Below are 26,388 nucleotides of genomic sequence, written 5' to 3'. Positions count from 1 at the left end.
AAGGGGTCCGCATCATGCGGGCCCGGCCAAACTTTCACAGCGCTAGACGGGACTATCACCGCGATGAAGCAGCCGACGGTCAGCCGCGTCCTCAAGGAAAGCAAGATCCACATCGCACTGCCCTGCTATGGCGGGCAGATCTCCGAGGCGACGTTCTCGTCGCTGTTGCGCTTCACCATCCGCTGCGTGAAGCTCGGCATCAACGTGGCGATCGACACGCTGCCCAACGAAAGTCTCATCACCCGCGCCAGGAACAACCTGGCGGCCAGGATGCTCGCCGACCCACAGGCGACGCACATCATGTTCATCGACGCCGACATCGGCTTCGAGGAAGGCGCGATCTTCAAGCTGATCGCCCATGACCTTGATATGGTGGCTGGCGTTTACCCGAAGAAGCAGTTACCCATCAGCTATGTCGTGAACGCCATAAAGGACGGGGAAGTCCGCGGCAGCCTGCAGGAGGTGCGCCACGCAGGCACTGGCTTCCTGCTGATCAAGAGGGGCGTGTTCGAACGCCTCATCGAGAAGATGCCCGAGCGCAAGTACCGCGACAACATCGGCTTCGGGAAGGCATACGAGCCCTTCATGTATGGTTTCTTCGAGACGCAGATCGACGCAAAAGGATACTACCAGTCCGAGGACTACTATTTCTGCGACCTGGTGCGCAGCGAGCTGGGTGTGAAGATCTGGGTCGACCGGTCGATCAAGCTCGCCCACACGGGCTACTACGTGTTCAGGAAGTAACCGGCGGCATTCGAGAGCGCTGGTCAGTCAGTTGAGATCGGCTTGTCCCACATGCAGGACAAGCCGGGCCTGCGCGGTCCGCTGGAACGATGGCTCTGGCGCATAAGCCGCCGTTATCCTAAAGCAATCGATTGCGATATACTCCAGGCTGGTCAGGAATGAGCGACAGGCAAGCGGCGGGCGTTGCGGCTGCGTTACGCGGGAGCCGCGGACTGTTCATCGGCGTTGGACTGTTCTCGGGTGTCATCAACGTGCTCGCGTTGACCGGTGCAATCTACATGCTGCAGGTCTATGACCGTGTCCTGACCTCCCGCAGCGTGCCGACGCTGGTTGCACTCAGCATCCTCATGGTTGCGCTCTTCTCGGCCAGCGGCGTGCTCGATCTCGTGCGCACGCGGATCATGGCGCGCATCGGCCTGCGCGTCGATGAAGCCCTGCGTGAGCGCGTGTTCGACTGCCTGCAGAAAGCCTCTCTGCGCGGCCGGAACGGGGATGGGCTGCAGCCGGTGCGCGACCTTGACCGTGTGCGCAACTTTCTTTCGGGGATCGGTCCTGCCGCGCTGTTCGACCTGCCATGGATCCCCGTCTACATCACGATGATCTTCCTGCTGCATCCGCTGATGGGATGGTTCGCGGTGGCCGGCGCCCTTCTCCTCGTCGCCATCACTTTGCTGACGGAGTTGCTCAGCAAGGGGCCTGCGATAGAGGCAGTGCGCAGCGCCAGCCTTCGCCTCACTCTGGCCGGTGCTGCCGACCGTAACGCGGAGGTCGTCCGCGCGATGGGGCTTTCCCCTCATCTGCAGAAGCGCTGGCGCGCGTTCAGCGATCTCCATCTCGGCGATCAGCTCAAGGCCTCCGATGCGGCGGGCGGAATGGGCGTGATGTCGAAGATCATCCGCCTCCTGATGCAGTCCGGCATGCTTGGGCTTGGCGCTTATCTCGTGCTGCAGAACCAGGTGTCTGCGGGAGCGATCATCGCGGGATCGATCGTGATGTCCCGGGCGCTCGCGCCGATTGAGATCGCCATCCAGCACTGGCGCGGCTTCGTGGAGTCGCGGCAGGCCTCGCACCGGCTGCGGGAGCTGTTCGCGGAGGCGGGCGATGGCGGTCGCCAGGTGACAGCACTTCCGGCGCCGCACCGAACGCTTGCGGTGGAAAGCCTGTCCGTTGCTCCACCCGGCCAGACCAAGCCAGTCATCAGCAATGTTTCCTTCGGCCTGAAGGCGGGCGAGGCGATCGGCATCATCGGGCCGAGCGGGTCGGGCAAGTCGACGCTGGCACGCGCGTTGGTGGGCGTGTGGCGGCCGGAAAGCGGGGCGGGCGCCGTGCGGCTCGACGGCGCCGCGCTGGACCAGTGGCAGCCCGATGATCTCGGACGGCACATCGGCTACCTGCCGCAGGACATTCAGCTCTTTGAGGGCACAGTGGCGCAGAATATCGCCCGCCTCGACGAGGCAGCCGCCGATGCCGGAATCGTCGCCGCCGCGCAGGAGGCTGGCGCTCACGACATGATCGTCAGCCTGCCGGACGGCTACCAGACGCGGCTGGGCGCCAATGGGGCAGGGCTTTCGGCAGGCCAGCGTCAGAGGATCGCGCTGGCGCGCGCTCTATATGGAAAGCCCTTTCTCGTGGTGCTGGACGAGCCGAACTCCAACCTCGATTCGGCCGGCGATGCCGCCCTCTCGGACGCCATCAGGGCGATCCGCGAGCGCGGCGGCATTGCCGTCGTCATCGCCCACAGGCCGGCGGCGCTTGCCAACATCGACAAGGTCATGGCCATGGCCGGCGGGCGTGTGCAGGCTCTCGGGGCAAAGGAGGACGTGTTGCGAAAGGTTCTCGCCGCCGTGCCATCCGCGGTGGTGGCTCCGGCTGCTGCTGGGCGCACCGGCACAGACCGTGACGGGCCTGCCTAGCCATGCTGCAGCAGGAGAACATCTTTGAGGCGGCACGGCGCTCGGCCCGCATGCATGTCGTGGCCGGGCTGACCGTCATCTTCCTGATGCTGGGAGGGATCGCTGTATGGGCCGCGCGAACGGAGATCTCAGGCGCGGTGCTGAGCCCCGGCGTGGTCGTCGTCGAATCCGACGTCAAGAGGGTCCAGCATCCTACGGGTGGCGTTGTCTCGGAGATCAACGTGCGGAACGGCAGCCAGGTGAAGGCCGGGGACGTCGTGATAAGACTCGATGAGACCGTGAGCCGCGCCAATCTCCAGATGGTCACGAAGCAGCTGGACGAACTGGTGATGCGCGAGGCCCGCCTCGAGGCCGAGCGCGACGGCGCCGCCGCGATCGCCGTTCCGGATAGCTATCGCGGCCGGGAGACGGACCCCGAGATCGCCAGGCGCATCGCGGGCGAGACGGCGTTCTTCAGAAGCCGGAGGGCGACGCTCGACGGCCAGAAGGAACAACTTTCGGAACGCATTCTCCAGCTCAGGGAGGAGATCTCCGGCCTTAACCGGCAGATCGGCGCCAAGGCGGCCGAGATCGAAATCGTCACCAAGGAACTGGCGGGCGTGGCAGAGCTCGAGAAGCTGCAGCTCGTCACCACGATGCGCGTCAACCAGCTCCGCCGTGACGCCACGCGCCTCGAAGGCGAGCGCGGCCAGCTCGAATCGGCGGCCGCCCAGGCAAAGGGGCGCATCGCCGAGATCGAGGTCGAGATCCTGCGGATCGAGCAGGACTTCAGAACCAGCATCATTGAAGAACTGCGTGACAACCGCGCCCAGCAGGCTGAACTCATCGAGCGCAAGGTAACCGCCGGCGACCAGTTGAAGCGCGTGGAGATACGCGCGCCGCAGTCCGGCACCGTGCATGAGCTGTCTGTTCACACCATCGGTGGCGTCGTAAACCCGGCCGAGAACATCATGCTCATCGTTCCCGACGGTGACGACCTCATCATCGAGGCGCGCGTCGCGACACATGACATCGATCAGGTACTACAGGGCGACAGGACGGCGCGTGTCCGGCTGTCCGCCTTCGACCACCAGACGACGCCCGAACTGACCGGGCAAGTGGTGAGCGTTTCTGCCGACCTGATGGTCGACCGCGTGACGGGCGTGCCGTACTACCTGATACGCATCAAGATCCCGAAGGAAGAAAGAGACAGGCTCGACGGCCATCATCTGGTCCCCGGCATGCCCGCAGACGTTCACATCAAGACGGGCGACCGTACCGTTCTTTCATATCTGATGAAGCCCGTGAGGGACCAGATGGAGCGGGCCTTCCGCGAAAGGTGACGGACCCCTGCGCGTGACAAGCCGGATGCGGCCTACAGGATGAAGTCCGCCGACGTGAGAGTGTAAATCCCGTTGAGCGCGATCTGGAACTCCGGGGTGCTGTCGCGGTCGGTATCGCCGTAAATCACCGTCAGGCCGTCCTGGTGCATGTAGCGGATCTCGCCGTTGGGCGCGGTGCCGAAGGCAGACGACTCACCCCTGAACAAAAAGGCATTGTTTCCGCTCTGTACGGATGACGCGTCGATGCTGCCAAGGTCGATGCGGTCCTGCCCCTGCTGGAAATCCATGATGACATCGCGCGAGGTGGTGGTAATGCCGGATTCATTGACGGCGTTGAAGTCGAACGTGTCCGAACCCTCACCGCCCCACAGGATGTCTGCCCCACGGCCGCCGGTGATGACGTCGTCGCCGCTTACGCCCTTGATGACGTTCGCACCGGTGCTGCCGGTCAGGCGGTCATTGTGGTTCGAGCCCGTCAGGTTCTCGAAGCCGGACAGCGTGTCGGATCCAGCGCCGGCTGTATTCTGGGAAATGGTGCTCGCCAGAGTGACCGTCACGCCGGCGGTGGCTGATGCGTAGCTCACGGTATCGCCAGCCACGATGTTGGTTCCGCCGTTCAGAGTGTCGTCGCCGGAGCCGCCATCGATTGTGTCGTCGCCGCTATTTCCGCTGATGGTGTCGTTGTCGGCGCCGCCGTCGATTGTGTCGTCGCCACCATTTCCGCTGATGGTGTCGTTGCCACCGAGGCCGTTGATGGTGTCGGTGGCGTTCGTTCCGCTCAGCGTGTTGGCGCTGTTATTGCCTTCGATGAGATTGCTCAACAATGTCGTGAAGTTGTACGCGGTAGAGCCTGCGAAACCGCCGAAGGCGTTGCCCGCGACGTCGGTCAGAACGCCGGGCGCCACCGCGAGGTAGAATTGTGTTCCGGCAGTAAGGTTCACGGCCGGATTGATGGTGACCTGCGCGCCCGAGATCGAGACCTCGGAGGATGAAACCGCGATCGACCGCCACAGGCTGCCGTCGGAGGCAAGCCGTATCTCGATGTTACCAGTTCCGGCAACGACATCTTCGGCGAAGGTCAGCACGATGTTGGCGGAGGCGTTCACCGCCGTCGCATCATCGGCGGGGCTCAGCGAGGCAAGAGCCGGGGCCACCGTATCGACCGTCACGGTAAGCGCCGTGGACACCGCACTTGTCTCGGTGCCGCGGGTTGCCTGCGCCGTGAAGCTGTGTACGCCGTTTCCAAGAGCTGTCTGCGGCGTGAAGGAGAATACGCCGTTCGCGCCCGTGGCGAAACCAAGAGACTGTCCGCCAAGGAACACCTCGACACTGTCCGCATCCACATCCGTCGTGATCGTCAGTGTGGGAGTGGCGTCGTTCGTCACGGAGTCTGAGGGGTTGCCAGAATTGCCGGCGAAGCCCGTGATGACGGGCGCATCAAGAAATGCAGACAGGGTCTCCCACGAGACTTGCACGCCCAGGCTATCGATGAACTGCTCGACGTTGCTGACAATGTCGGACCCGAGAGCCGCGTTGGCATAGGTGAACGTCACGGTGAGCCCGGTGACAGCCCATTGCACGGCACTCCACGCAGCCTCGAGGTAGAAGGTGTCCGTGCCCCCGCCGCCATCGACGGTGTCACTGCCTTCGCCGCCCCAGACCTGGTCGTTGCCGGCCATGGCTTGGATGGTGTCATTGCCATGGTTGCCGAGGATCTTGTTGTTGGCGCTGTTCCCGATGATGGTGTCGTTAGACCAGCTGCCGGTGACGTTCTCGATCACGGTTCCAGCGGCGATGACGAAGCTTGATCCCGCGAGAAGATTGGTCTGCCCCGGGTTCAGATTGATCGAGGTGCCGCCCGTCAGCGCGGCAAAATTGATGGTATCGATGCCGCCATCGGTATCTTCCAGCGTCCTGCGGCCTGCATCAGCCGGGCCGAGCGCTGCGAACTCGTCCGTGAAGTAGTAATTGTCGTCGACGTCGGAAGAGCCATAGGCGCGCACGGTCACACTCGACACAGTTCCGGTATCGAAAGCCGCCTTGTCGGTGATCCGCACCGTCCAGACGCCTGTGGCGAGTTCGCCCAGATGCGCGCGCGTGGTGAAGATCCAGCTGCCAAGGTCGGCTGAGCCGCCCGTCTGGTCAAGCAGGTAGCTCGTGGTTCCGTCCGGTGAGATCAGCTCAATCACGAGATCGCCCGCATAGCTATGCGTGGTGGACCAGTTGATCTGCACCTCGATCGCCTCGATGGTGACCGGCGCGCCCGACGCGGGCGTGAGGTCAACCGTACGGGTAAGGCCCGTGGGATCATTGTCGGGAACATCTCCGCCCACGGCGTTGGTGGCGGAGACCATGAGTTCGTTGACGTAGGTCTGCTGCAGGTTCCAGCTCTCCGCCAGCTTCACGGCGGCGAAGGCGTCGATCAGCCCGAAACCATAATCATGGCTGAAGTGCATGCCGCCATTGTTCCAGTTGGCGGCGCCGTTGAACTGCCAGGGACGGAGCACAAGCCCCGTGCCCGCAGGTTCCGGACTGCCGATCTGCCGGGCTGTGATGGCGAGGATCTCCTGCACGTCGCGGTAGCCGAGCGTAGGGTTTGCCTCGAGGATCAGGCCGACGACACTGCTGGCGATCGGCGTTGCCGCCGAGGTGCCACCGAAGCCGGAGGTGTAGTCGCCGCTGCTGTAGCCGGCGGAGCCGGTGTAATCCGTGGTCGTGATTCCGAGCGTGGCGCCATTCGACGGTGAGGCAACCAGCAGGGCGGCGCCGGGGTTCGAGTAATAGGATACTTCGCCGTCGTTGCCGATCGCGGCGATGGCGTTCACGAAGCGGCTCGAGGTGAAGCCGGAGGTATTGGTGTTGAGAGAGGACGTCCTGCTGTTTCCGGCCGCGACCATCTGGATCGTGCCCAGCCCGTCACGGCCATTGGCCGCGGCATCCTGAAGCCCGGCAAAAAAGCTCGACCAGCCGGAATTCAGCCGGTTGTCCTGGAACGCGTTGACGAAACCCCAGCTGTGGTTGGTGATGTCGAAGCGGTCCTGCTCGCTCATCACCCCGAAGAAGTAGTTATTGTCGCCGGGTCCGAAGATGTCGACGCCCGTGATGCGGCCGTTGAACGAGCCGCCGACGCCGCCCGCGCTGTTGCCCTGGCGGGCGGCAATCAGGCCTGCAACCGCAGTGCCGTGCGCATCTCCGGAATTGTAGACGGTCGGATCATCGAAGTAACCGTTCACCGTTACATGGAGGGATGGATCGTAGTTGGCCGCCAGATCGCTGTGGTTGTCGTCGATGCCGTCGTCATAAACACCGAACCTGATGCCGGCGCCCGAGTAGTAGTCCCATGCCTCGGTGATGTTGATGTCGACCCTGGCGTTGCCCGCGAAATGCCATTGCTGGCTGAACAGCGGGTCAGAGGGAACGAGGGCGCTTTGTATGGCGAATTCGTCCGCACTGGATGCGGATGCCCCATCCGCAGCTTTCTTCCACGGCGATACGATGCCGGCAAAGGCGGAGAAGGAAGACCCCGTCAGCCATCCGGCCCTGGAGGCGGGAATGGGCAAGTTACCCATGCCGAGGTCACGAAAGAGCGTCTCAAAAACACCCATCTGGCACCTCTTTCCACTCAAAAACAATGATGCGTCGAGGCTGGCTCAAGTAAAACTTGTCGCGACCGCAGTTTAGTATACGTGCGTTGCGGGTGTAACACAACTCATTAACAGGCCAGGTAATCGCCAGCGCGGCTTGCTCGAGATTGAGAGAACTGCCTCATGCCTGCCACCTGGGGCTGTGCGCGGCACTCAGCGTGATAGCGAGAGGCCCTCATAGGCGGTGGAGGCCTTGCCGCGTGGCGGCGGAATCTCCCCGCAGGGAACGAGCCAGGAGGCAAACATGTCAGCGCAAGCCTTCCAGCTGAACTTCATCGAGCCCTGCCGGACGCCGTCACGGTTGAGTGTCAGCGCCTGTTCGACGGCATCTTCGAGCCGCTGCGCGAGACAGCCCGTCACGCCATGCTCGACCACATCCATCGGGCTTGGCGCGTGGTAGGCGGCAACGGGGGTTCCGCAGGCCATCGCCTCCAGCATGACGAGGCCGAACGTGTCGGTGAGGCTCGGGAACACCATGACGTCCGCTGCAGCAAGCGTACGGGCGTAGTCCTCGCCATGGCGGAAGCCGAGGAAATGCGCGTCCTTGCCGATCTTCTGAAGGCGTTCGCGCTCCGGGCCGTCGCCGACCAGCACCTTGCTGCCCTTGACCTTGAGCTTCATGAAGTCGTCGATGCCCTTCTCCACGGCGAGACGGCCGGCATAGAGCACGATGGGACGCGGCAGGTCGAGGTGATCGCGCGGGTAATCACGGAATAGCGAGCGGTCAACACCCCTGGTCCAGATCTTCACCTTGTCGAAGCCACGCCTGTCGAGCTCGGCGCCGATCGATTTGGTGGGCACCATCACAGCGTGTGAGGGCGCATGGAAGTGGCGCAGCACACGCCAGCCCAAGCCTAGCACGCCGGGCAGCGGCAGGCGGGCCGCGGCATATTCGGCAAAGCGTGTGTGAAAGCCGGTTGTGAACTGCAGCCCCGCCTTCAGGCAAGCGCGCCTCACCGTCCAGCCGATCGGCCCCTCGGTGGCGATGTGGATGGCGTCCGGACGCACACCAGAGATCTCGTCAAGCGCTTGAGTCACAGACATGCTGGTAAGCGAAATCTCGCGGTAGAGCGGCATGGGCCAGGACGGCCTGCCCTCCGGCGTGATGACGTGGACCTCATGGCCCATGGCGCGAAGTTCGGCGATGAGGGCGTTCAGCGTGCGGACGACGCCGTTAACCTGTGGTGACCAGGCGTCGGTCGCGATCAGTATACGCATGAATGATATCCATCTCCTGCTGGATCCCCTTGGCATTCCAGGTCACGATTTCGAATCGGCCATCCTGATGCTCGACGAGGGCGGTGCAGCTTTCCACCCAGTCGCCGTCGTTGAGATAGTGGATACCGTCGATCATGCGGTCGGCGGGCGTGTGGATGTGACCGCAGATCACGCCCTCACAGCGGCGCTGGCGCGCCTCTCTCACAACGGCGTCCTCGAAGCGGGAGACGAATTCCACGGCCCGCTTCACACGGTTCTTGAGATAGGCCGACAGAGACCAGTAAGGCAGGCGCAAGAAGCGCCGGACGCGGTTGACTGCGCCATTCAGTTCCATCGACACTTCGTAGGCCGTGTCGCCCAGCCGGGCGAGCCATGGGGCAAAGCGCACCACGCCGTCGAACTTGTCACCGTGCAGCACAAGATAGCGCTTGCCTGTCGCCGTCACGTGCACCGCCTCCTCGAGCACGGCCACCCGGCCGAAGCGCAAGTTCAGGAAGTTGCGGAAGTTCTCGTCATGGTTTCCGGGGATATAGACCAGCTTTGTGCCCTTGCGCGCCTTGCGCAGCAGCTTCTGGATCACGTCGTTGTGCAGCTGGTCCCAGTACCAGTTCTTGCGCAGCGACCAGTTGTCGATGAAGTCACCGACGAGATAGAGCTGGTCTGATTCGGTTGCGCGCAGGAAGTCGAGAAGGGCTGATGTCTGGGCGCGTTTCGTTCCGAGATGCATGTCGGAAATGAAGATGGCCCGGTAGTGCCTTGCCGCGGTCTTGGTGTTCAGCATCGTAACGCCTTCTGGACTTTGCGCTCCTTAGGCCTGACTCATGTAAAGCTTTTGTGACGGAACCACCGCTGGCGGGCGGCAGGGTTGGGAGCACCTGTGCAGGGGTAGGAGAACGTATCTTGTTTTTTAAAATTATGGATTGCTAATATTAGGAGTACGTAATATATAGATGGTGCCGGGCCGCATGCCTGGCGAAATCGAGGGAGTTTCCGACATGAACATCGATCGCGCGGTTCTGGCCTTTGCCGGGCTCATGGTTCTGGCTTCGGTTGCACTTGCCCATTTCCTCTCGCCTTGGTGGCTGCTGCTCACGGCCTTCGTGGGCCTCAATATGCTCCAGTCGGCCTTCACCGGTTTCTGCCCCGCCGCCATGGTGTTCAAGGCGCTGGGTTACCAGAAGGGCGAAGCCTTCCGCTGAGCGGGCGGCCAATACATTCAGTTTTCATAATTTTACTAAGACAGAGGACACTGGTGATGAAACCTCCCGGCTGGACCGGCATGACGTTCGCGCTGCTCGTAGCCACCCTCCTGGCCAGCCAGGCGGGAGCGGCCGAGTTCACGGTGAAGTCCATCGAAAGGCCTGACTACAAGGCAGTGTTCGGACGTGTCGAGGCCCAGCACCTGGTGCCGGCGCGGGCAAGGCTTGGCGGCACCATCCTGTCGCTGTCGGTCGAGGAGGGCAGCGCGGTGAAGGCGGGTGACGTAGTGGCGGTCGTCGTCGATGACAAGCTGGCGCTTCAGCTCGGCGCGCTCGATGCCCGCCTCAAGGCGCTCGATGCTGAACGCAGGAACGCCAATGCCGATCTCGAACGCGCGCAGAAGCTTCTGGAAAGCGGCGTGGTTCCGCGCAAGCAGGTTGAGGGTTTCCAGACCAGGGTTGATGTGCTGACCAATCAGTTCGCCGCCGCTGAGGCCGAGCGCTCCGTACTGGCCCAGCAGCGCAGCGAGGGCGAGGTGATCGCCCCGGCGCCGGGCCGCGTGCTGAGCGTACCCGTGACGGAGGGCTCCGTCGTCATGGCGGGCGAGACAATCGCCCGGATCGCGGGTGGGGGCTATTTCCTCAGGCTGTCGCTGCCCGAGCGCCACGCAGGCCAGGTCAAGACCGGTGACGAGGTGCTGGTCGGCAGCCGCGGCATGACGGACATCGGCGACAAGGCCCCGGCGGGGCGCGGAAAGGTCATCAAGGTCTATCCTGAGATTGATGGCGGCCGCGTGCTGGCCGATGTCGAGGTGGAAGGGCTCGGCGACTTCTTTGTAGGCGAGCGCACCAGGGTGTGGATAGCTGTGGCCCGGCATCAGATGCTGGCGGTTCCCGCGGTCGCCCTCGTTACCCGCTCGGGCGTCGACTATGTGCGCGTGGCATTGCCCGGCGGTGAAGCGGATGTGCCGGTCATTGTGGGTGAGGGCTTCGAGGAGAACGGCCAGGCTTTCATTGAGATCCTGACCGGCCTTAAGGACGGTGACACCGTGGTGCTGCCATGAAACTCGGCATTGCAGGCGGGCTCACCCGGGCCTTCATCCAGTCGCCGCTGACGCCGCTGTTCCTGCTGGCGTCGCTGGCTGTGGGCCTCGTGGCGCTCCTCACGCTGCCGCGCGAGGAGGAGCCGCAGATCTCAGTTCCGATGGTTGACATCATGGTCCGCGCCGACGGCCTCAAGGCGGAGGACGCGGTGAAGCTGGTGACCGAACCGCTCGAGTCGATCGTCAAGAGCATCGACGGCGTCGAGCACGTTTACTCCCAGACGCGCGACGACAACGTGATGGTGACGGCGCGCTTTCTTGTCGGCACCAGTTCCGACGCAGCCATCCTCCGCGTGCACGAGAAACTCCGCGCCAACCTGAACCGTATTCCCGTCGGCATACCGGAACCCCTGATCGTCGGACGCGGCATCGACGACGTGGCGATCGTGGTGCTGACGCTGTCGCCGAAGCCCGAAGCCGCCGAACACTGGACAGCCAACGGCGTGAGCCGCGTTGCGCGTGAGCTGCAGGTCGAACTCTCCAAGCTCGACGACATCGGCCTCACATACATCGTCGGCAGCCAGCCGGAGGAGATCCGCATCGAGCCAGACCCGGAGCGCCTGTCGCTCTACGGCGTCACCCTCCAGCAACTGCAGGGCAAGATCCAGGCCGCCAACCGCTCCTTCGAGGCAGGCCAGGTGCGCGAGGCGGGGCAGCAAGTCTCCGTCATGGGCGGGCAGACGCTGCAGTCCCCTTCTGAAATCGCCAATATCCTTCTGACCGCGCGTGACGGCAGGCCCGTCTATGTGCGTGACGTGGCCAACGTTATCCTCGCCTCCGGCAGCCGCGAGGTGCTCGCCGCAGACGTCCGGCTGGTTGACGGCAGGATCGTCAGCGTTCCCGCCGTGTCCGTGGCGCTTGCCAAGCGGCCGGGCACCAATGCGGTCGCCATCGCTGAGCGCATCATTGAGCGCCTGCACGAGGTCGAGGGCACGCTGGTGCCGGACGGGCTCACCGTGCAGGTGACACGCAACTACGGCGAGACCGCGAACGAGAAGGCCAACGAGCTTCTGTTCCACCTCGGGCTTGCCACCGTCTCGATCGTTCTGCTCGTTGCCTTCGCCATCGGCTGGCGCGAGGCGGTGGTCGTGGCGGTGGTCATCCCCACCACCATTCTGCTCACGCTCTTCTCTGCCCGCGTGATGGGCTACACGCTGAACCGCGTCAGCCTGTTTGCGCTGATCTTCTCGATCGGCATCCTCGTCGATGACGCCATCGTCGTGATCGAGAATATTGCCCGCCACTGGGCGATGAAGGATGGCCGCTCGCGCGCCGGGGCCGCCATTGACGCCGTGGCCGAGGTGGGCAATCCCACCATCGTGGCGACCCTCACCGTGGTGGCCGCGCTGTTGCCCATGCTCTTCGTCTCGGGGCTGATGGGCCCTTACATGAGCCCCATTCCGGCCAATGCATCGGCCGCGATGATCTTCTCCTTCTTCGTCGCCGTGATCGTGACGCCATGGCTGATGCTGAAGATCAGCGGCGGACAACAGGGCGGCGGGCATGATAGCCACCATGGTGGAGCCAATGGCGGCGTGCTGGGCCGCATGTACCTCGCGGTGGCGCGCCCCATCCTCAAGAGCAAGGCGCGCTCATGGGTCTTTCTCATCCTTGTCGGCATCGCCACGCTGGTCTCGCTCGTCCCCTTCTACACCAAGCACGTGACGGTGAAGCTGCTGCCCTTCGACAACAAGTCTGAGCTGCAGGTGGTGGTGGACCTTCCCGAGGGCTCTTCCATCGAGGAGACGAGCCGGCTTCTCACCGGGATTGCGGGCATGGCGCTCGCCATTCCGGAAGTGCGTTCCGTCCAGACCCATGCGGGTGAGGCAGCACCCTTCAACTTCAATGGCCTCGTGCGGCACTACTATCTGCGCAACGCGCCGGAACTCGGCGATGTCCAGATCACGCTTGCAGAAAAGTCAGTGCGCGACCGGACGAGCCACCAGATCGCGCTTGAACTGCGCGAGAAGCTGTCCTCGCTTGCGCTCACGCCCGGAACCTCATTGAAGGTGGTGGAGCCGCCGCCTGGCCCGCCGGTGCTTGCGACCCTTCTCGCCGAGGTCTACGGGCCAGATCCCGAGACGCGGCGCAAGACGGCTGAAAAGGTGCGCGAGGCCTTCGCGAGCGTGCCCTTCGTCGTCGACATCGACGACAGCTTCGGCCAGCAGATGCCGCGCGTGCGCATCGCCATCGACCAGGACAATCTCGAATACCACAAGGTCGAAGAAGGCGATGTCTACGACACGCTGCAGGGCCTCTACGCCCAGAAGACGGTGGGCTATTCCCACCGCGGCGGCGGGCGCCAGCCCATCCCTATCACGCTCGGTCTGCCGAAGCCTGAGCGGCGCATTGACGAGCGGGCGCTCTCCACCCCCGTACCCGCCAATGCGCTTCCCGGCGACCGGGGCGTGGTGGAACTCGGCGACGTCGTAAGCGTGCGCAACGAACTCTCCTCCTTCCCGATTTTCCGCCACAACGGCAAGCCCGCGGAAATGGTGACGGCGGAGCTCGCCGGCGCCTTCGAGGCGCCCGTTTACGGCATGATCGAGGTGTCCCGTGCCCTCGACCGGGTGGACTGGACGGGCCTCGAGAAGCCGGTCATCGCGCTGCACGGCCAGCCCATCGACGATTCGAAGCCGGTGCTGTTGTGGGATGGCGAGTGGGAGGTCACCTGGGTCACCTTCCGTGACATGGGCGGAGCCTTCCTCGTGGCGCTGCTCGGCATCTATATCCTCGTCGTGGCGCAGTTCGGCTCCTTCAAGGTGCCGCTGGTCATCCTCACGCCCATTCCGCTCACCCTCATCGGCATCATGTTCGGGCACTGGCTGTTCGGCGCGGCCTTTACGGCAACCTCGATGATTGGCTTCATCGCGCTGGCGGGCATCATCGTGCGGAACTCGATCCTGCTCGTCGACTTCGTCAAGCATACAAACAAGCCGGGGGCCGATCTGCGCGAAGTGGTGCTTGCCGCGGGCGCCATCCGCTTCAAGCCCATCCTGCTCACTGCCATCGCCGCCATGATTGGCGCGGCGGTGATCCTCGCTGACCCGATCTTCCAGGGCCTCGCCATCTCGCTGCTCTTCGGGCTCGCGTCCTCAACGCTGCTCACTGTGCTGGTGATCCCCGCGATCTACATGGTGCTCCGCTACCGGGCGCCCGAAGAAAGGAATGAAGTGCCTGCCATTTGAGACAACCAGAATGGGAGAGTGAAACATGGCGCATGTCGTCGTCCTCGGTGCAGGACTGGGTGGCACCATCATGGCCTATGAGATGAAGGAGCAGCTCCGCTCCGGCGATACGCTGACCGTCGTCACGAAGGACCCGACATATCACTTCGTGCCGTCGAACCCCTGGGTGGCGGTGGGCTGGCGCAAGCCCGCCGACATCGAAATCGATCTCGCCCCGATCTTTGCGAAGAAGGGCATCGCGTTCAAGACGGTCGCAGCGAAGAAACTGGACCCTGAGCACAACAACCTCGAACTCGAGGATGGAAGCAGCCTCAATTATGATTATCTCATCAACGCCACGGGCCCGGAGCTTGCCTTCGATGAGATCGAGGGCATGGGGCCAGGGGGCTTCACCCAGTCCGTCTGCCATGTGTCGCACGCCTTGAAGGCGCATGAGGCTTTCGAGGAATTCTGCCTTAACCCTGGCCCCATCATCGTCGGCGCGGTGCAGGGAGCCTCCTGCTTCGGGCCTGCCTATGAGTTCATTTTCATCCTCGAGACCGAACTCCGCCGCCGCAAGATCAGGGACCGCGTGCCGATGACATTCGTCACCGCCGAACCCTATATCGGCCACCTGGGCCTCGACGGCGTGGGAGACACCAAGGGCCTGCTCGAGAGCGAAATGCGCGGAAAGCACATCAAGTGGATCACCAGTGCGCGCGTGAAGAAGGCCGAAGCGGGCAAGATGACCGTGGAGGAAGTGGCTGACGACGGCACTGTCAAGGCCACGCGGGAACTTCCCTTCGGCTTCGCCATGATGCTGCCGGCCTTCCGCGGCGTGGCACCCATGCGCGGCATCGAAGGCCTGTCGAACCCGCGCGGCTTCACACTCATCGACAAGTTCCAGCGCAACCCGAAGTATCCAAACATCTTCGCGGTTGGTGTGTGCGTGGCCATTCCGCCCACGGGGGCAACACCCGTACCTTGTGGTGTTCCCAAGACCGGCTTCATGATTGAATCCATGGTGACGGCGACGGCGAAGAACATCGGCCTCCTCCTCAAGGGCGAGCAGCCGCGCCACCAGGCGACGTGGAACGCCGTGTGCCTCGCCGACTTCGGTGATTCAGGCGTGGCCTTTGTCGCGCAGCCGCAGATTCCGCCGCGCAACGTGAACTGGTCGTCCTCGGGAAAATGGGTGCACGGCGCCAAGATCGGCTTCGAGAAATATTTCCTGCACAAGATCCGCAGGGGCACGAGCGAAACCTTCTATGAGAAGCTGGCACTCGACATTCTGGGCATCGACAAGCTGAAGCAGACGGTAGAGGCACCATAGAGCAGAAGCCTGTGCGCGCCTGAGGGCCTTTTGCCCCGGTGCCTTCGCCGCCTTCGCCGGCGTTGATGGCGTCAGCCAAAGATGCCGGCGAAGCGCCGGCGCAGTTCCGCCTTCTGCACCTTGCCCATGGCGTTGCGCGGCAATTCGGCTTCGACGATAATCCGCTTGGGAACCTTGAACTTCGCCAGGGTTTGCGACAGCGTGGCGATGATTTCCGCCTCCGGTGCGAGCGGGCCTGACGCCGTGACCACTGCGACCACGCCCTCGCCGAAGTCGGGGTGCGGCACGCCGATCACCGCACTCTCGCCGATGCCGGAGAGCGCATCGAGGACATCCTCGATCTCCTTCGGGTAGACGTTGAAACCGCCGGTGATGATGAGGTCCTTGGCGCGTCCCACGATGGTGACGCGGCCATCTTCCGCAATGGTGCCGACATCGCCGGTGATGAAGTACTGGTCCGCTGTAAACTCTTCCCGCGTCTTCTCCGGCATCCGCCAGTAGCCCTTGAAGACATTGGGGCCCTTCACCTCCAGCACGCCCGGCTGGTTGCCCTCAATCCTGACGGAGACGCCGGGCAGGGCAAAGCCCACCGTGCCCGGCACGCGCGCGCCGTCATGGGGGTTGGAGGTGATCATGCCGGTTTCGGTCATGCCGTAGCGTTCGAGAATGGCGTGGCCGGTCCGCGCTGCGAATGCGCGGTGCGTTTCGGCCAGCAAGGGGGCAGAGCCTGAAATGAACAGCCGCATGCCCCGCGCGGCCTGACGCGTGAAGCCCTCTTCGGACAGCAGCCGCGTGTAGAAGGTCGGAACGCCCATCATCAGCGTGGCCCGCGGCATCGCCGCGATCATCGCCTTCGCCTCGAACTTGTCGAACCACACCATGCTGGCGGCAGACAGGAACGCCGTGTTGAGCGCGACGTAAAGCCCATGCACATGGAAGATGGGCAACGCATGCAGCAGGGTGTCGTCATGCGTGATGCGCCAGAGGTCAACCAGCGTTTCCGCATTCGACACCAGATTGCCGTGGGTGATCATCGCACCCTTGGAGCGGCCCGTGGTGCCGGAGGTATAGAGAAGCCCCGCAAGGTCATCCGCCGCGCGCTCCGCCGTCTCGTGCCGGTCATCCATGCCTGCGGTCAGCGTTGCAAGCGAGCCTTCGCCACGCGCATCGAGGTTGACCACGGCGAAGACGTTGCAACGGTCGGCCAGCGTCCGCATCTCCGCCTGCCGCGCGGGGTCGCAAACGATCAGCTTGGGCTCCGCATCCTCAACGAAGTAAGAGACCTCTGCCGCCGTATAAGCCGTGTTGAGCGGCTGATAAACCGCACCCGCCTTCATCACCGCGAGGTAGAGCAGAACATTGGCGATGGATTTCTCCACCTGTACCGTCACCCGGTCTCCCTTTCCAACGCCCAGCGTGGCCAGCGCATTGGCATAGCGCGCCGCACCCCGGCCGAGATCGCCGAATGTCAGCTGCAGGGAACCATCGGCCGAGCGGATGGCGCAGCGCTCCGCATGGGTGTGGAAGACCTCCTCGAAGCGCCGGTAGAGATTGCCGCCGCTCATGCCTCGATGAAGGCCTTCATGCGCTTCAGGGCTTCCACGATGTCCGCCTCGCTCGCGGCATAGGAAAGACGCATGTAGCCCTTGCCGTTCTCGCCAAAACTGTCGCCGAAGATCAGCGCAACATAAGCCTTGTCGAGCAGCTCGCGCGCCAGATCGCGTGATTGCCAGCCAGTGCCGGAGATGTTGGGGAAGGCATAGAACGCACCACCGGGCACGCGGCAGCGCACACCCTTGATGTCGTTGAGGCCCTTCACGACAATGTCGCGCCGCTTCTGGAAGCTCTTGCGGAAGCCCTCGATCTCATCCATCGGCCCGGTGATCGCCGCAAGCCCCGCCATCTGCGTAGCCACACTGGTGCAGGAGTGGTCGACGGTGATGAGCTTCTTCACATATTCGATCAGGTGCTTCGGCCAGATGCCGAACCCGAGCCGCCAGCCCGTCATCGCGAAGGTCTTCGACCAGCCGTCGAGGATGATGGTGCGGTCCCTGAGTTCCGGGAAGGAGAGGAAGCTCACGAAGTCCACGCCGTCATAGACCTGGTGGCTGTAGATTTCGTCTGACAGGATCGCCACGTTCGGATGCTTCGCCAGCCCATGCGCCAGCTTGGTGATCTCCTCGCGTGAGACCACGCCGCCTGTGGGGTTTGCCGGCGAGTTGATGATGATGAGGCGGGTTGCGGGTGTGATGAGCGAGAGGACTTCCTCCGCATCGAAGCCGAAGTCCTTCTCCTCGCGGATGGGGTAGGGCACCGCCTTCGCCCCGCTGGAGCGCGCCGCATCGCGATAGGGCGGGAAGCCCGGGTCGGGGTAGAGGATCTCGGCTCCGGGACCACCGAACATCTGGCAGGCGAAATAGAAGGTCACCTTGCCGCCGGGAACGATGACGACTTCATCGCCCGTCACCGGCACCTTGAAGCGCCCGCCCACATATTGCGCCACCGCATCGCGCAGCACGGGCAGGCCTTGCGGGCTCGTATAGCCATGGGGGCCGTCGCGCACCGCCTTCTCGGCGGATTCCAGAATATGCTTCGGCGGGGTGAAGTCCGGTTGCCCGATGCCGAGATTAATGACCGGGTGGCCCTTGGCTTTGAGCGCATTGGCGCGGTCGAGCACGGTGAAGGCGGTCTCTTCTTCGATGGCCGCCACGGCAGGATTGATTTTCAGCATCAGCTCACATCATCGATTGCGGGGTCTAGCAGGTGGCTGACGTTCCGTCCGCCATGGCCTGTTTCTACGGCGTGGGTGAAGACTTCTGCAACGGATTCCGTCAGTTTCGTGCTGCAACCCAGCCCTTCCGCCAGTTCGGCATAGTAACCAATGTCCTTGGCGGCATTCGCAAGTGCGAAACGGTAGCCGTCGAAATCGCCCTTCAGTGCTGGTTCCACCATCTTGCGCAGCACGCCGGAGTTGCCAGAGCCGTTGAGCATCACCTCATAAAGGTCCTTCCAGTTGATCTGCGCGGTCCGCGCCGCACCAAAGGCCTCCGCCACCAGCGCCACCATGCCGGTCACCAGATAGTTGGAAATGAGCTTCGCCGTATGGCCGGACCCCGGCGGCCCGAAATGCCTGATCGTGGTGGCAAAGCAGGCGAGCAGGGGCTCGATACGCGCAAAGGTTTCAGGCGTTGCCCCGCAGAGCACACCGAGCACGCCCTGTTCCGCCTGTTCCGGCCCGCCCGTCAGCGGAATGTCGGCATAGGCGACCCCCAGGGCGTCAAGCGCCTGCGCCAGCCGCTTTGTGGCCGCAGGAGCCGAGGTTCCGGCATCGAGGATGATCTGGCCCGGCCGAAGGTGCGGGGTGAGCTGCTTCAGCGTCTCCTCTACCACCTTGGAGGTAGTGACGCAGAGCAGGATCACCTCCGCCCCGGCCATCTCCTTCAGGGACCAAACCTCACGCGCACCCTTCTGGGCCAGGTCCTCGACGGGCCCCCGGTTGCGATGGGCGATCACGCTCACCTGGTGGCCATGCTTGAGGAGATTGGCGGCCATGCCATGTCCCATCATCCCCGCGCCAATCAGCCCGACATGCATGCTTGCCTCAAGTGTCCCGCCTCCTTATGGTCCCGCCCGAAAAGACAGGAGTTTCCGCATCATGGCGCTGCATCGCAATTACATCAATGGCGAATGGCTGGAAGGAAAGGGCGTTCGCGAGAACATCAACCCCTCCGACATCACCGATATCGTCGGCGAATATGCCCAGGCCGACAAGGCGCAGACCGAGGCCGCTATCGCCGCCGCAAAGGCCGCCCAGCCCACATGGGCCGCAGCCACCCCGCAGGTGAGGGCCGATGCGCTGGAATTCATCGGCACCGAGCTTCTGGCGCGCAAGGACGAGATCGGACGGCTGCTGTCGCGCGAGGAGGGAAAGCCGCTTGCCAACGGCATCGCCGAGACGATGCGCGCCGCGCAGATCTTCAAGTTCTTCGCACAGGAGACGCTGCGTGTTGAAGGTGTCGCCGTCTCATCCGTGCGCCCCGGTGTGGACGTGCTGATCACCCGTGAGGCGGTTGGCGTCGTGGGCCTCATCTGCCCGTGGAACTTCCCCATCGCCATTCCCGCCTGGAAGATGGCGCCGGCACTCGCCTTCGGCAATGCCGTGGTGTTCAAGCCTGCGGACCTCGTGCCGGGTTCCGCCTGGGCGCTGGCGGAAATCATCTCGCGCTCCGGCATGCCGAAGGGCGTGTTCAACCTCGTCATGGGCCGCGGCTCCGTCGTGGGCCAGACCATGCTCGAGTCGCGGGACGTGAATGCGATCTCCTTCACCGGCTCGGTCGAGACCGGCGGCAAGGTCGCCATGGCCTGCGCCTCGCGCGGGGCCAAGTTCCAGCTCGAGATGGGCGGCAAGAACCCGCTCGTCGTGCTGGATGATGCCAATCTCGACACCGCCGTCGCGGCTGCACTCGATGGCGCCTTCTTCCAGACGGGCCAGCGCTGCACGGCATCCTCCCGCCTCATCGTCCAGTCGAAGGTGCATGACGCCTTCGTCGAGCGCATGGTGGACGGCATGAAGAAGCTGAAGGTCGACCACGCGCTGAAGGACGGCACGGTCATCGGCCCCGTGGTCGATGAAGCCCAGATGGCGCAGGACGAGCGCTACATCCAGATCGCGCGTGACGAAGGCGGCGAACTCGCCTGGGGCGGCGAGCGCCTGAACCGTGACACCAAGGGCCATTACCTCAGCCCCGCGCTGTTCATCGGCACCAGGAACGCCATGCGTATCAACCAGGAAGAGGTCTTCGGCCCCGTCGCCTCCGTCATCAAGGTTGACAGCTATGACGAGGCGCTGAGTGTCGCCAACGACACATCCTTCGGCCTGTCATCGGGCATCATCACCACCTCGCTCAAATACGCCACCGACTTCCGCAAGAAGTCGGCCGCCGGCATGGTGATGGTAAACCTCGCCACCGCGGGCGTGGACTATCACGTGCCGTTTGGCGGCCGTAAGGGCTCGAGCTATGGTGCCCGCGAGCAGGGGCGCCATGCGGTGGACTTCTACACCTCCATCAAGACGGCCTATACACTGGCGTGACTTAGACTATTCCTCTCCCCCTCCGGGGGAGAGGGCAGGGTGAGGGGGTCTGTCAGCACGCGAGCCTCATCCCGCATGCAATGGCCCGCCGTCATTTCTATTCTTTATTGTGTCCGCCGCCAAACGCGGCAGGCACCCCCTCACCCTTCCCTCTCCCCCGGAGGGGGAGAGGAATAAGTGGAGGGCGCGGCGCGACACTACTTTGTTTCGTGCATCTCGCGAAGGTCCACTCGCTGTTCCCGCGCCTCGCCCGCAAACACGAAGAGACCGCTCGCCACCACGATGGCCGCGCCAACCAGCGTCCACAGGTCCGGCACGTCGCCGAAGAAGACATAGCCCACGAGGATCATCCACACGATCTGCGTATACATGAAGGGCGCCAGAACGCTGGCGGGCGCCAGCCTGTGCGCCTGGATCAGCATGAAATGGCCGATGGTGCCCACAAGTCCGATGAAGCCCAGCAGCAGCCACTGCAACCCCTGCGGCGTTTGCCACACGAAGGGCAGGGGAATGGTCCCGGCAAGTGCGCCCACAAGGCCCACGTAGAACAGCGACGTCTCTGCCCTGTCGCGCCCGCCCACCTTGCGCGTCACGATGTTGTAGATCGACCCGCAGAAGGATGACGCGATGGACAACAGCATGGCCCAGTGGAAGCTGTCGCTGCCCGGCCGCATGATGACGAGCACGCCCATGAAGCCCACCGCCACGGCGATCCAGCGCCGCAGCCCCACATGCTCGCCGAGGATCGGCACGGACAGCGCGCAGACCCACAGCGGAATGGTGAAGAAGATTGCCGCCGTCTGCGCCAGTTGCAGGTACATGATGGCAATGAAGTTCAGCATCGTCGCCGCCATCAGCATCACGCCACGCAAGGCCTGAAGTGCCGGGTGCCGGGTGACCATCAGCTGCGGCCCACCCTTGCGCATGATCACCAGGACGGAGAGAACGAAGGCCACCAGATAGCGGCCGAACACGGCAACCGCCGGCGGCAGCGTCTGCACCAGGTGCTTGGCGGCGGCATCCAGCAGGGTGAAGATGACCATGGAGGCCACCATCAGCAGGATACCCTTGATGCGCGGGGTCATGACACCGCTGTTAGAGCATGATCCGCAAAAGTGGAAACCACTTTTGCGAAAAGATCATGCTCAAGCCATTGAACTTGCGCGAGTTCTTTTCGACCAGGTGATTCCACCTGGTCGGAACGCGCGCTAGCCTGCCACGGCGCTGGATAACATCCACGTCAAGCGTGCCCACCCCTGCGCTTTGTGCATGGGCACGCCGGCCTCAGGCCAGAATGATGCCCTGTTCGGCAAAGGCTTTCCGCGCCGCATCCGCCGAGCCATCGAGGTCGATGGACCGGCAGGCCGCCTCAATCACTTCCGTATCGAAGCCGAGCTTCTTCGCATCCTCGGCCGAGAAGCGCACGCAATAATCAAAGGCGAGGCCGGCGCAGACGACTTTCTCGAAGCCGCGCTCCTTCAGGTATCCGCCGAGCCCCGTGGGCGTTTTGCGGTCATTCTCGAAGAAGGCGGAGTAGCTGTCGATCTCCTCGCGGAAGCCCTTGCGGATTATGAGCTCGGCATGGGGAATGTGCAGGTCCTTGTGGAATTCCGCGCCATGCGTGTCCTGGATGCAGTGGTCGGGCCACAGTGTCTGGGGCCCGTAATGCATCATGGCGATCTCGAAGGGGTTCTTGGCGGGGTGCGCGGTGGCAAACGACTTGTGCTCGGAGGGGTGCCAGTCCTGCGTCAGCACAACGTGCTTGAAACCGCGCGCGAGGCGGTTGATGAGCGGCACCACCTGGTCGCCGCCCGGCACCGCAAGCTTGCCGCCCGGGCAGAAATCATTCTGCACGTCGATGACGAGGAGAACGTCGGTTTCCTTCCACATGGCTTCACCTCATGTCTGCTATTGCCGCGGCACAACCTTTGAACGCCGGGAACTTCTCGACGATCACATAGACCGGGATCGGCCGCATCACATGCGCCAGCCGTCCCTTCTCCTGAAAGACCGTCCGGAACGTCCCGGTCTTCAACGTCTCCACGATCGAGGGCGCGATGCCGCCTGCGAGATAGACCCCGCCGCGCGCCTGCATGGTCATCGCCGCATCGCCCGCGATCCGTGCCAGCCAGGTAATGAACTGGTCGAGCGTCTTCACTGCCGCCGCGTCCTGCTTCGCAAGTGCCGCCTGCAATACGTCCTCGGGGCTCGATAGTGTCGGCTGCTCCGCCACCGCGCGGTACATGCGCAGCAAGCCGCCGCCCGTAATCGCATCCTCCGACTCGAACAGCACGCCGGGCAGCGTCATTGTCTCGCGCCATTCGAATTCCTCGCGCGTCTGCACCGGCAGGCTGATGTGGCCGACTTCGCCCGGAAGCGCCATCCAGCCGCCTTCAGGAAGGGGCGCGAGCGTTGCCATGCCAAGCCCGGTGCCGGGCCCCAGCACGATCTTCACCGCGGGCTTCGTTGGCGTCTCCCCGCCGATCTGCACGATGTCGTCGCCGTCAAGATGGGGCAGCGCCAGCGCCAGCGCCTCGAAGTCATTGAGCAGGCGGAACTTGCGCGCCCTGGCCGCCGCCCGCAGCGTTTCGCGCGTGAAGCGCCAGTCACGGTTGGTCAGCGCCACCCACTCCCCGTCGACGGGCCCCGCCACCGCCACAGCGGCGCTGGCCAGCTCCGTCAGCCCCTGGGACTGGATGTAGGCTGCAATCGAGTCCTCGAGCGAGGCGAATTTCTCGTTCTTCTGCACGGCAACGCGGGAAAGCTGGGTGGAGCCGGGCTCCACCAGCCCGAAGCGTGAGTTGGTGCCCCCGATATCGCCGACAAGTGCAAGTTCCGCCATGGAATTCCCCCGATGCCTTCCACTGCCACGATGCCGAGGTTTCGGCAAGCTTTACCCTGCCCGAAAACCCGTCTAGGAAACCCCCAAACCCTTTGAACCCTCAGGATTTCAGTGACCAACCCGCTCGAACAGGAAGTGGCGCGCAGGCGCACATTCGCCATCATCTCCCACCCGGACGCGGGCAAGACCACGCTGACCGAAAAGCTGCTGCTCTTCGGCGGCGCCATCCAGCTGGCCGGCCAGGTGCGCGCCAAGGGCGACCGCCGCCGCACCCGCTCCGACTGGATGTCGATCGAGCGCGCGCGCGGCATTTCCGTCGTCACCTCGGTCATGACCTTCGAATACGAAAGCACCGTCTTCAACCTGCTGGACACGCCGGGCCACGAGGACTTCTCGGAAGACACCTACCGGACCTTGACCGCCGTTGATGCCGCCGTGATGGTGATCGACGCCGCCAAGGGCATCGAGGCCCGCACGCGCAAGCTGTTCGAAATCTGCCGCCTGCGCGACATTCCCATCATCACCTTCGTCAACAAGATGGACCGCGAGGCGCGCGATCCCCTGGACCTGCTGGACGAGATCGAAAAGGGCCTTGCACTCTCCGTCGCCCCCATGGTCTGGCCCATCGGCCAGGGCAAGGAGTTCGCGGGCACCTATGACCTCAACTCCCCCCGCGTGCGCCAGCTTGAGCAGGACCCCGAGGGCGTTCCCGTCTCCGGCCCTGACGATCCGATGATCCCCTCGCTCGTCAGGCCCGACACTTTCGCCAAGTGGCGCGACGAGATCGACCTGGTGAAGGACCTGTGCACCAGCTTCGACCGGCAGGCCTTCCTCGAAGGCCACTTGTCGCCCGTCTATTTCGGTTCGGCCTTGAAGAACTTCGGCGTGCGCGATCTCCTCGAAGCCTTGATTGCCTATGCGCCCCCGCCGCGCGACCAGCAGGCCTCGGCCCGCGTCGTCCACGCGACGGAGCCGAAGATGACCGGCATCGTCTTCAAGATCCAGGCCAACATGGACCCGAACCACCGCGACCGCATCGCCTTCATGCGCCTGGCGTCGGGCAAGCTCACGCGCGGCATGAAGGTGAAGCTGGTGCGCACGGGAAAGACCGTGGCCCTCAACGCCCCGCAGTTCTTCTTCGCACAGGACCGCTCGATTGCGGACGAGGCTTACGCGGGCGACGTCGTCGGCATCCCCAACCATGGCCTGCTGCGCATCGGCGACACGCTCACCGAGGGCGAGGATGTGGTCTTCACCGGCGTTCCCAGCTTTGCGCCCGAAATCCTCAGGCGCGTGAAGCTCGGCGACCCGATGAAGGCCAAGAAGCTGCGCGAGGCGCTGCAGCAGCTGGCGGAGGAGGGCGTCGTGCAGCTCTTCATCCCGGCGGACGGCTCTCCGGCAATCGTCGGCGTCGTCGGTGCCCTGCAGCTCGATGTGCTGGCGGACCGGCTCGCCAATGAATATGGCGTCCCCGTCAGCTTCGAGCCATCGCGCTATGAGGTGATGCGCTGGATCTTCTGCGATGACCGAAAGAAGCTCGACGAGTTCATCGCCGCCAACCGCTTCTCCATCGCCAATGACCTCGACGGCGATCCCGTCTTCATGGCACAATCGGCCTTCAGCCTGAACTACACGCTGGAACGCGCGCCCGAGATCCGCACCACCGAGATCAAGGAGATGCACAAGGCCCAATGAACGATCTCGCCACCTACATCCCGCAAGGCTTCGGCGTGGCGCATGCAGCAGCCATCGGGCTCATCATAGCGCTGTGGGGTTTCTACACGCCGATCCTGAAGCTCCTTGGCCGTGGCTCGCTCAATTCCCAGCTGCACGCCGTGCGCCTGCGCTGGCTGCAGATGCACCAGGGCATCGAGCGTGAGCACCGCGTCTTCGACGCGATCCTGCTGGGCCATATCTCGAGTTCCATCTCCTATTTCGGTTCCGGCACGCTGCTCGTTCTGGCGGGCCTCGTCAGCGCGCTGGCCAACGTCAACAGCGTCTACCTGTTGACGCGCAGCCTCGCCTTCGTCGACCACACCATGACGCTTCATCTCTTCACGCTGTGCGTCTTCCTGCTGACCGCGATCCTGGCGCAGTGCTTCTTCTCCTTCACCTATGCGCTGCGCAAGATGGCCTACACCTTCGCTATGCTCGGCGGCCTGCAGGCCACCCGCGCCGATTCACCCGAAGCGCGCATCATGGGCGAGCAGTCGGCCGTCGTTCTGACGGAGGCCGTGCGCTCCATCAACACCGGCATCCGCGGATATTATTATGCGGTGGCCGCACTGTTCCTGTTCGCGGGCCCCTACGCCTGCATCGCCGCCACGCTCACCATCACCGCGCTGCTCTATTACCGCCAGCTCTTCTCGCCGACGGCAAAGGCGATTGCGAAATATGTGGACGTGCTGAAGAGCGTGAAGAGCTAAAAAAATGCCGTCATCCCGGCTTTCGCCGGAATGACGGAATAAAGTCTTGTCTTATCGTCGGCTGTTTCCTCCCACCGCCATAGCGAATGGCTGTGCTGAAGCTTTATCCACGTAAGGAACGCCGCAATATGATTATTCCCTTCTCCCGTCCGCAGGATGGGAGAAGGTGGCCGAAGGCCGGATGAGGGCATCTTTCAGGCGGCAGGACTCGCCGACACCGGCCCTCATCCCCCCTGTCGGGGACCTTCTCCCATTGCTTTGCAACGGGAGAAGGGGAAGCCTGACATGATTATTCCCTTCTCCCGTCCGAAGGATGGGAGAAGGTGGCCGAAGGCCGGATGAGGGCCTCTTTCAACCGGCACGGTTCGCGGAGAGAGGCCCTCAT

The 26,388-nt window shown here is 63.7% G+C and carries 19 protein-coding genes; 10 read left to right on the top strand and 9 right to left on the bottom strand.

Annotated elements, in window-relative coordinates; translation table 11 throughout:
• Positions 1 to 63 precede the first annotated feature (63 nt).
• The 3 genes from ACILRA_RS01545 (at position 64) to ACILRA_RS01535 (ending at position 3,979) form a co-directional block, all read left to right on the top strand.
• Positions 64 to 744: a hypothetical protein gene (locus ACILRA_RS01545; RefSeq protein ID WP_395660330.1), complete on the top strand. Its 681-nt coding sequence runs from the start codon at positions 64 to 66 to the stop codon at positions 742 to 744.
• Between the two features lie 158 nt (positions 745 to 902).
• Positions 903 to 2,657: a type I secretion system permease/ATPase gene (locus ACILRA_RS01540; RefSeq protein ID WP_395660329.1), complete on the top strand. Its 1,755-nt coding sequence runs from the start codon at positions 903 to 905 to the stop codon at positions 2,655 to 2,657.
• Between the two features lie 2 nt (positions 2,658 to 2,659).
• Positions 2,660 to 3,979, top strand: a complete 1,320-nt coding sequence (locus ACILRA_RS01535) for an HlyD family type I secretion periplasmic adaptor subunit (protein WP_395660328.1) — start codon at positions 2,660 to 2,662, stop codon at positions 3,977 to 3,979.
• Between the two features lie 32 nt (positions 3,980 to 4,011).
• On the opposite strand, the gene ACILRA_RS01530 is transcribed toward ACILRA_RS01535, so the two are convergent.
• From ACILRA_RS01530 to ACILRA_RS01520, 3 genes are all read right to left on the bottom strand, one after another.
• The gene (locus tag ACILRA_RS01530) at positions 4,012 to 7,584 is read right to left on the bottom strand and encodes a S8 family serine peptidase (RefSeq protein WP_395660327.1); all 3,573 of its coding nucleotides are present in this window, start codon (positions 7,582 to 7,584) and stop codon (positions 4,012 to 4,014) included.
• A gap of 192 nt (positions 7,585 to 7,776) precedes the next feature.
• Positions 7,777 to 8,841 (bottom strand): glycosyltransferase family 4 protein, encoded by a 1,065-nt coding sequence (locus ACILRA_RS01525; RefSeq protein ID WP_395660326.1) that lies wholly within the window; start codon positions 8,839 to 8,841, stop codon positions 7,777 to 7,779.
• Entirely contained in the window at positions 8,798 to 9,622 is an 825-nt protein-coding gene (locus ACILRA_RS01520; RefSeq protein ID WP_395660325.1) for a UDP-2,3-diacylglucosamine diphosphatase, read from the bottom strand. The genes ACILRA_RS01525 and ACILRA_RS01520 overlap by 44 nt, the downstream gene beginning before the upstream one ends.
• 214 nt (positions 9,623 to 9,836) lie before the next feature.
• On the opposite strand from ACILRA_RS01520, the gene ACILRA_RS01515 reads away from it, so the two are divergent.
• The 4 genes from ACILRA_RS01515 to ACILRA_RS01500 are packed head-to-tail and all read left to right on the top strand — an operon-like array spanning position 9,837 to position 15,643.
• The gene (locus ACILRA_RS01515) at positions 9,837 to 10,040 is read left to right on the top strand and encodes a DUF2892 domain-containing protein (RefSeq protein WP_395660324.1); all 204 of its coding nucleotides are present in this window, start codon (positions 9,837 to 9,839) and stop codon (positions 10,038 to 10,040) included.
• 56 nt (positions 10,041 to 10,096) lie between these two features.
• A complete protein-coding gene (locus tag ACILRA_RS01510) occupies positions 10,097 to 11,104 on the top strand; it encodes an efflux RND transporter periplasmic adaptor subunit (RefSeq protein ID WP_395660323.1) in 1,008 nt (335 codons plus the stop codon).
• Positions 11,101 to 14,331, top strand: a complete 3,231-nt coding sequence (locus tag ACILRA_RS01505) for an efflux RND transporter permease subunit (protein ID WP_395660322.1) — start codon at positions 11,101 to 11,103, stop codon at positions 14,329 to 14,331. Before ACILRA_RS01510 ends, ACILRA_RS01505 begins: the two co-directional genes overlap by 4 nt.
• A gap of 25 nt (positions 14,332 to 14,356) precedes the next feature.
• Positions 14,357 to 15,643 carry an NAD(P)/FAD-dependent oxidoreductase gene (locus ACILRA_RS01500; protein WP_395660321.1) on the top strand — a complete coding sequence of 429 codons (1,287 nt, stop codon included), beginning with the start codon at positions 14,357 to 14,359 and terminating at the stop codon, positions 15,641 to 15,643.
• Between the two features lie 71 nt (positions 15,644 to 15,714).
• On the opposite strand, the gene ACILRA_RS01495 is transcribed toward ACILRA_RS01500, so the two are convergent.
• From ACILRA_RS01495 to ACILRA_RS01485, 3 genes are read right to left on the bottom strand one after another with little or no spacing between them, the layout of a single operon-like run.
• Positions 15,715 to 17,208 carry a malonyl-CoA synthase gene (locus ACILRA_RS01495; protein ID WP_395660320.1) on the bottom strand — a complete coding sequence of 498 codons (1,494 nt, stop codon included), beginning with the start codon at positions 17,206 to 17,208 and terminating at the stop codon, positions 15,715 to 15,717.
• Positions 17,205 to 18,374, bottom strand: a complete 1,170-nt coding sequence (locus tag ACILRA_RS01490) for a pyridoxal phosphate-dependent aminotransferase (protein ID WP_395660319.1) — start codon at positions 18,372 to 18,374, stop codon at positions 17,205 to 17,207. The genes ACILRA_RS01495 and ACILRA_RS01490 overlap by 4 nt, the downstream gene beginning before the upstream one ends.
• The gene (locus ACILRA_RS01485) at positions 18,374 to 19,237 is read right to left on the bottom strand and encodes an NAD(P)-dependent oxidoreductase (RefSeq protein WP_395660318.1); all 864 of its coding nucleotides are present in this window, start codon (positions 19,235 to 19,237) and stop codon (positions 18,374 to 18,376) included. The genes ACILRA_RS01490 and ACILRA_RS01485 overlap by 1 nt, the downstream gene beginning before the upstream one ends.
• Positions 19,238 to 19,295: 58 nt before the next feature.
• On the opposite strand from ACILRA_RS01485, the gene ACILRA_RS01480 reads away from it, so the two are divergent.
• On the top strand, positions 19,296 to 20,735 hold the full coding sequence (locus ACILRA_RS01480; RefSeq protein WP_395660341.1) for an aldehyde dehydrogenase family protein: 1,440 nt from the start codon (positions 19,296 to 19,298) through the stop codon (positions 20,733 to 20,735).
• Positions 20,736 to 20,932: 197 nt separating this feature from the next.
• Here the strand turns inward: ACILRA_RS01480 and ACILRA_RS01475 are convergent, their stop codons facing one another.
• The 3 genes from ACILRA_RS01475 to glk all read right to left on the bottom strand — a co-directional run bounded on the left by ACILRA_RS01475 (position 20,933) and on the right by glk (position 23,577).
• Positions 20,933 to 21,820: a DMT family transporter gene (locus ACILRA_RS01475; RefSeq protein ID WP_395660317.1), complete on the bottom strand. Its 888-nt coding sequence runs from the start codon at positions 21,818 to 21,820 to the stop codon at positions 20,933 to 20,935.
• Between the two features lie 199 nt (positions 21,821 to 22,019).
• Positions 22,020 to 22,625, bottom strand: a complete 606-nt coding sequence (pncA, locus tag ACILRA_RS01470; RefSeq protein ID WP_395660316.1) for a bifunctional nicotinamidase/pyrazinamidase — start codon at positions 22,623 to 22,625, stop codon at positions 22,020 to 22,022.
• Positions 22,626 to 22,629: 4 nt separating this feature from the next.
• Positions 22,630 to 23,577: a glucokinase gene (gene glk, locus ACILRA_RS01465; RefSeq protein WP_395660315.1), complete on the bottom strand. Its 948-nt coding sequence runs from the start codon at positions 23,575 to 23,577 to the stop codon at positions 22,630 to 22,632.
• 105 nt (positions 23,578 to 23,682) lie between these two features.
• Here glk and ACILRA_RS01460 point away from each other — a divergent pair, with 105 nt between their 5' ends.
• The gene (locus ACILRA_RS01460; RefSeq protein ID WP_395660340.1) at positions 23,683 to 25,272 is read left to right on the top strand and encodes a peptide chain release factor 3; all 1,590 of its coding nucleotides are present in this window, start codon (positions 23,683 to 23,685) and stop codon (positions 25,270 to 25,272) included.
• Positions 25,269 to 26,003, top strand: a complete 735-nt coding sequence (locus tag ACILRA_RS01455; protein ID WP_395660314.1) for a DUF599 domain-containing protein — start codon at positions 25,269 to 25,271, stop codon at positions 26,001 to 26,003. The genes ACILRA_RS01460 and ACILRA_RS01455 overlap by 4 nt, the downstream gene beginning before the upstream one ends.
• Positions 26,004 to 26,388 lie beyond the last annotated feature (385 nt).

This window comes from Aestuariivirga sp. (genome assembly GCF_044239095.1).
Taxonomy (GTDB): Bacteria; Pseudomonadota; Alphaproteobacteria; order Rhizobiales; family Aestuariivirgaceae; genus Aestuariivirga.
This window is presented reverse-complemented; position numbering and strand designations above follow the sequence as displayed.